6 protein-coding genes are annotated in these 5,788 nt (G+C 63.8%); 3 read left to right on the forward strand and 3 right to left on the reverse strand.

The features are described 5' to 3' along the window. The 3 genes from ABR948_RS27900 to ABR948_RS27910 all read left to right on the forward strand — a co-directional run. On the forward strand, positions 1-1,586 hold a 1,586-nt coding region (locus tag ABR948_RS27900), incomplete at its 5' end, for a DNA gyrase subunit A (RefSeq protein WP_428124261.1). 196 nt (positions 1,587-1,782) lie between these two features. After that, the gene (locus ABR948_RS27905) at positions 1,783-3,003 is read left to right on the forward strand and encodes an acyltransferase family protein (RefSeq protein ID WP_428124263.1); all 1,221 of its coding nucleotides are present in this window, start codon (positions 1,783-1,785) and stop codon (positions 3,001-3,003) included. 119 nt (positions 3,004-3,122) lie between these two features. Further along, positions 3,123-3,941, forward strand: a complete 819-nt coding sequence (locus ABR948_RS27910; RefSeq protein ID WP_428124271.1) for an N-acyl homoserine lactonase family protein — start codon at positions 3,123-3,125, stop codon at positions 3,939-3,941. A 59-nt stretch (positions 3,942-4,000) separates the two neighbouring features. Here the strand turns inward: ABR948_RS27910 and ABR948_RS27915 are convergent, their stop codons facing one another. The 3 genes from ABR948_RS27915 to ABR948_RS27925 form a co-directional block, all read right to left on the reverse strand. Further along, a complete protein-coding gene (locus ABR948_RS27915; RefSeq protein ID WP_428124265.1) occupies positions 4,001-4,150 on the reverse strand; it encodes a hypothetical protein in 150 nt (49 codons plus the stop codon). Positions 4,151-4,265: 115 nt separating this feature from the next. Next, positions 4,266-5,438 (reverse strand): MFS transporter, encoded by a 1,173-nt coding sequence (locus tag ABR948_RS27920; protein ID WP_428124267.1) that lies wholly within the window; start codon positions 5,436-5,438, stop codon positions 4,266-4,268. Between the two features lie 145 nt (positions 5,439-5,583). After that, the coding region (locus ABR948_RS27925) for a hypothetical protein (RefSeq protein WP_428124269.1) at positions 5,584-5,788 on the reverse strand (205 nt) is incomplete at its 5' end.

The raw sequence follows: 5,788 nt of genomic DNA on the forward strand, positions 1-5,788 counted from the left end.
TGCACCTGATCGACAAGCCCGAGGCCAAGACCAAATCGCTGTTGAAATGGGTCAAGGGCCCGGATTTTCCGACCGGCGGCATCATCGTCGATTCCAAGGAAGCGATTGCCGAGGCCTATATCACCGGGCGCGGCGCGTTCCGGACCCGCGCGCGCTGGAAGCAGGAGGAGGGCGCGCGGGGTACCTGGGTCGTTGTCATCACCGAGATTCCCTGGCTGGTGCAGAAATCCCGGCTGGTGGAAAAGATCGCCGAACTGCTCAACGACAAGAAGCTGCCGCTGGTCGGCGACGTCAGGGACGAATCCGCCGAAGATATTCGCCTGGTGATCGAGCCGAAATCGCGTGCGGTCGATCCGGAACTGTTGATGGAATCGCTGTTCCGGCTGACCGAGCTGGAAAGCCGGATCCCGCTGAACCTCAACGTGCTGGTGAAGGGCCGCATCCCCAAGGTGCTTGGCCTTGCCGAATGCCTGCGCGAATGGCTCGACCATCTGCGCGACGTGCTGCTGCGCCGCAACATCGACAAAGTGATAAAAATCATCCGCACCGAGGATGAGCCGAAGCCGGAGTTGATGAAGGCGTTCAAGCTGACGGAGGTCCAGGCTGACGCGATCCTCAATATGCGGCTGCGCAGCCTGCGCAAGCTCGAGGAATTCGAGATCCGCACCGAGGACAAGAACCTTCGCGCCGAACTGAAGGGTATCAAGGGACTTCTTGGTTCGGAAGCCGAGCAATGGTCCAAGATCGGCGATCAGGTCCGCAAGGTTCGCGACATCTTTGGGCCGAAGACGCCGCTCGGCAAGCGCCGCACCCAGTTCGCCGACGCGCCGGAGCACGATCTGGCTGCGATCGAGGAGGCGTTCGTCGAGCGCGAGCCGGTCACCGTGGTGGTTTCCGACAAGGGCTGGATACGCACGCTGAAGGGCCATGTCGCCGATCTCTCCGGGCTGACCTTCAAGACCGACGACCAGCTCGGCTCGGCCTTCTTCGCCGAGACCACCTCCAAGCTGTTGCTGTTCGCCACCAACGGCCGGTTCTATTCGCTCGATGTCGCCAAGCTGCCGGGCGGCCGCGGCCATGGCGAGCCGATCCGCATGTTCATCGACATGGAGCAGGACACCGCGATCGTGTCGCTGTTCGTCAACAAGGGCGGCCGCAAATTCCTGGTCGCGAGCCATGAAGGGCAGGGCTTTATCGTCAACGAGGACGATTGCGTCGGCAACACCCGCAAGGGCAAGCAGGTGCTCAATGTCGAGATGCCGAACGAGGCCCGCGCGATCGCCACCGTGTCGGGCGATACCGTCGCCGTGATCGGCACCAACCACAAGATGGTGATCTTCCCGATCGATCAGGTGCCGGAGATGGCGCGCGGCCGCGGCGTCCGGCTGCAGAAATATACCAGCGCGGGACTGTCCGATGTCGCGACCTTCGATTCCAAGGCCGGTTTGACCTGGAAGGATTCGGCCGGCCGCGATCAGGCCATGAGCTGGAAGGAATTATCGGACTGGCGCGGCAACCGCGCCGATGCCGGCCGCCTCGCGCATGGCCTGCCCAAGTCGAACAAGTTTTTGCGTGGGGTGGAGTAGGGCTTCGCTCGCGCCGGTTGTGTTGCCATCCTTTGACAGCCAGCCCCTTTTCGGGGATGCTGTCGAAAAATAGGGGACGCAACATGGCGCGCAGGGATCGGGATTGCATGGCTTGGCTTGCCGGCCCTGCTTCACGCCCAGACCATTCCCGCGTCGTCGGCGCCCGAACCCTTGCGTTCGATCCCTAGGGCATCCCATGGCGCCAGCTGAGCACACGGGAGCCGCACCGGAACGGTTGCACGCGCTTGACGCGGTCAGGGGAGGTGCCCTGCTGCTCGGCATCGTCCTGCACACAACGCTGTCATTTATTCCGGCGCCGACCCGGATCTGGATCATCCAGGACAGTCATCCCAGCATGACGCTCGGCGTGCTGTTCTTTACCATCCACGTGTTCCGGATGACGACGTTCTTTCTGATCGCGGGTTTCTTCGGCCATATGAGTTTCCATCGCCGCGGCGGGGGAGCCTTCATCAAGGACCGGTTGCAGCGGATCGCGCTGCCGCTGGTGGTCGGCTGGCCGATCGTGTTCGCGGCGATGGTTGCGGTGGTGTTCTGGGCGGCCAGCTACCCGAATGGCGGCCCCGTGCCTGGCGTGCCGCGCTGGCCGCCGGTGCTGCCGGCATTTCCCCTGACCCATCTGTGGTTTCTCTACGTGCTGCTGGAGCTCTATGCCGCCGCGCTGGTGCTGCGCTTGGGCGTGGCCTGGCTCGACAAGAGTGGCCGCATTCGCGCCGGGGTCGACCGTCTGATGGGTCTGGTGATGCGCAGTTGGCTCGCGCCCGCTATACTGGCCGTTCCGATCGGGATCGCCTTGAACCTCGATCCGACCTGGGTGGGGTGGTTCGGGGTGCGGACCCCGGATCAATCCCTGATCACCAACCTGCAAGCCGTGATCGGCTTTGGCACGGCGTTCGGCTTCGGCTGGCTGCTGCATCGCCAGGTCGATCTGATCCGGATTTGGGAGCGACGCTGGCTGCTCAATCTCGTGCTCGCCGTCGTCTTGATCGCGGCAAGCTTCGCCTTGGCCATCGTGCCGCGGCCGAGGCCGGACGTCATCAGGTTCGCGGGCGCGACCTGCTACGCGCTGGCGATCTGGACCACGACATTCGCCGTGATCGGCGTTGCCCTTCGCTTCCTGTCCGGCTTCAGCGCCAGCCGGCGCTATCTCGCCGATGCGTCCTACTGGCTCTATCTCATCCATCTGCCGATTGTGATGGCGCTGCAGGTCGCGCTCTCCTCCCTCGATTGGCCGTGGCCAGCCAAGTTCGCGGCGATCCTCTTGGTCGCCGTCCCGGTGATGCTGGGCAGCTACCAACTCATGGTGCGCCACACCTTTATCGGCACGGTGCTCAATGGCCGCCGCATGCCGCGCCCGGAAAAGCCCGCCGGTGCGGCTGCCAGCCCGGCCGCGACCTGATGAATGCCGGCTACAATTGATCGTGAGATGGATGGGACACCGCAATACGGTAGTATCCGTTCCACGGGAGCGAAATTCCGGAAAAAATCGGCAGTGGAGGAAATAACGTGAATCGAACAATTGCTTTCGTGGCGGCCATTTTGCCCGCGGTCTTGCTGGCCGATCTTGCTCACGCGCAATCGGGCAAACCCGGCGTCGAAAAACTTTACGTGCTCAATTGCGGTGAAGGCGTCGCCGGCGATATTTCGCGCTGGTCTCCCGGCGTCAACGAAGGCAAGTCGATGGACTTCGTCGACAATTGCTATCTCATCAAGCATTCACAGGGCTGGTTCCTGTGGGACACCGGCATCCCGGATGCGGTCGCGGCGATGCCGAACGGGCTTGCGCCGGCCGATCCGAAGGCCGTCACCTGGCATCGCCCCAAGACGCTGGCGGCGCAGCTTGATCAGCTCGGGGTCAAGCCGTCGGACATCAAGGCGATGGCGATCTCGCACACCCACCCTGATCATATCGGCAATGTCGAGATGTTTCCGAACGCGATGCTCTATGTCCAGAAGTCCGAGTATGAATGGCCGGGCGCCAACAACGCGCCGCGGTTCAAGCCGGAGCATCCGGTCACCGAGCTCGAGGGCGATCGTGACATCTTCGGCGACGGCAGCCTGACCATTCTGTCGACCCCCGGCCACACGCCGGGTCATCAATCCCTGCTGGTGAAGCTGCCGCATACCGGCCCGGTCATCCTGACCGGCGATGCGGTGCATTTCAAAAGCAACTGGGAAAACCGCGGCGTCCCCGTCAACAATTTCAGCAAGGACCTGACGCTGGCCTCGATGCAGAAGATCTCGGACACGCTGACCAAGGAAAAAGCCCAGTTGTGGATCAACCACGACAAGGCGCAGCGCGATACGCTGAAAATGTCGCCGGAGTTCTACGATTGAGGTGAGTGAGTCAATCTGCCACGTCCGGGCATGGTTTGTCCGGCCGTGGCGAATGTGAATCAATTGCGCGGAACGGACACCGGCGGCGGACCAAACCCGACCGGCTTCTTGGGCTTCAGCGTCCCGATATAGAACGAGCCTCCGGCCACCAGAAACAGCGCGACCAGATAGACCGCATAGGATTGCGGCGGCCTGATCGCCCACCGCATAAAACCTCGGATAACAGCTGCCGGGCCGGTCTCGTCTTCCATGCGGTGGTTGTGCGCGAAATGGGCCGGGATGGGAAGGGGCAAATCGATCAGGGATATCAGGCGCCTTCGGGGCTCACGCCGCCGCCGCCGAATGCTTCCGCAGCACCAGGAGCGCTAGCAGCGCCGAGAGGCTGAGCGCGGAGGAGACGATCAGGATGCGGCTTCCCATGGTGTCGATCAAGAGGCCGAACGCCAGCGGCGCGATGGCCTGCGCCATCCGCGCCGGCGCGCCGATGATGCCGAGGCGGTAGCCATAATTTTGCGGGCCGAAGATCGCCAGCGGCAGCGTACCGCGCGCGATGGTCAGGATGCCGTTGCCGGCGCCGTGGAAGATCGCGAATACACCGGCGGCCCCGCCGCCAGCGAGCGCGAGAATGACGGCGCCGATCGGGTGCGTCAGGCAGGCCAGCCGCGTCGATACCAGCGGGTGATAGCGGCTGAGAAAACTCGCCTCGACGATCCGGGCCAGCACCTGCGCCGGACCGATCAGCGCGCCGGCCGTTACCGCCTGCAGCGTGGTCGCGCCCGCGGCTTGGAGAATTCTTGGCAGATGCGCCGCCATCGCGCCGGTGACGCTCCAGGCCGCGGCGAAGGCGAACGCCAGCAGCACCATGGTTCGATCGATCGGGATGTGCGGCTTGATCGCGGTCGCGGCCGCCGCCTTGGCGCCCTTCACGGCCGGGAGCATCAGGAGATTGATCGGCAGGCCGATCAGGATATGCGCCGCCGCCCAGGCAAAGCAGGTGTTGCGCCAGCCGATGGTTTCCAGTCCCCAGGCGGTTAGCGGCCATCCCACGGTGCTGGCGAAGCCCGCGAGCAGCGTGATCCCGGTGATGGAGCGGCGCGCATTGTCGCCGTAGATCCGCCCCAGCGCCGCGAAGGCGGCGTCGTAGAGGCCAAATCCCATGCCGACGCCGAGCAACAGCCAGGCGACAATCAGCACCGGGATCGAATAGGTCGCGCCGAGCAGGGCCAATCCCGCCGCCAGCGTTACATTGGAAGCCGACAGCACCGGCCGGCCGCCGAACAGATCGATCTGCCGGCCGACGCGCGGACCGAGCAGGGCCGATATCACCAGCGACGCCGAGAACGCCGCAAAGATCCAGTTCGAGGACACGCCGAGGTCATGTCCGATCGGATCGGCCAGGATCGCCGGCAGATAGTAGCTCGAAGCCCATGCCAGCGTTTGCGTGGTGCCGAGCGCCAGGATGATGGGAAACTGGCGGGCGCTTTGCTCAGGCGCCATTAAAATTCCTGGCCGGTATCATCCGCATCCGCATCCCGTCATGCCTTCCTGCTGGGCTTTTGCATCGCCAGCACAGCAGGCGTCAACCGCTGATAATGCAGGCCCGCCGCAGCATTTATTCGCATCGGGTGCGGCAGCACGCCAATCAATTTCCCTTCGATCTCTCGCTGATGATGAATCCAACCGCGAACATCGCGATGCCGCCGGCGACCGCGCCGGTCAACGATTCGGTCATGAAGACGTCGGCACTTGTGGGCACGTTCAGGCTTCCGCTCGCGGTCACGACGGTGACGGAATAGGTCTGGAGAAAAAGCCCGCTCAAGCCGCCGCTGATCAACCCGACAAGGCTG

It is taken from the genome of Bradyrhizobium sp., assembly GCF_050014615.1.
Classification (GTDB): Bacteria; Pseudomonadota; Alphaproteobacteria; order Rhizobiales; family Xanthobacteraceae; genus Bradyrhizobium.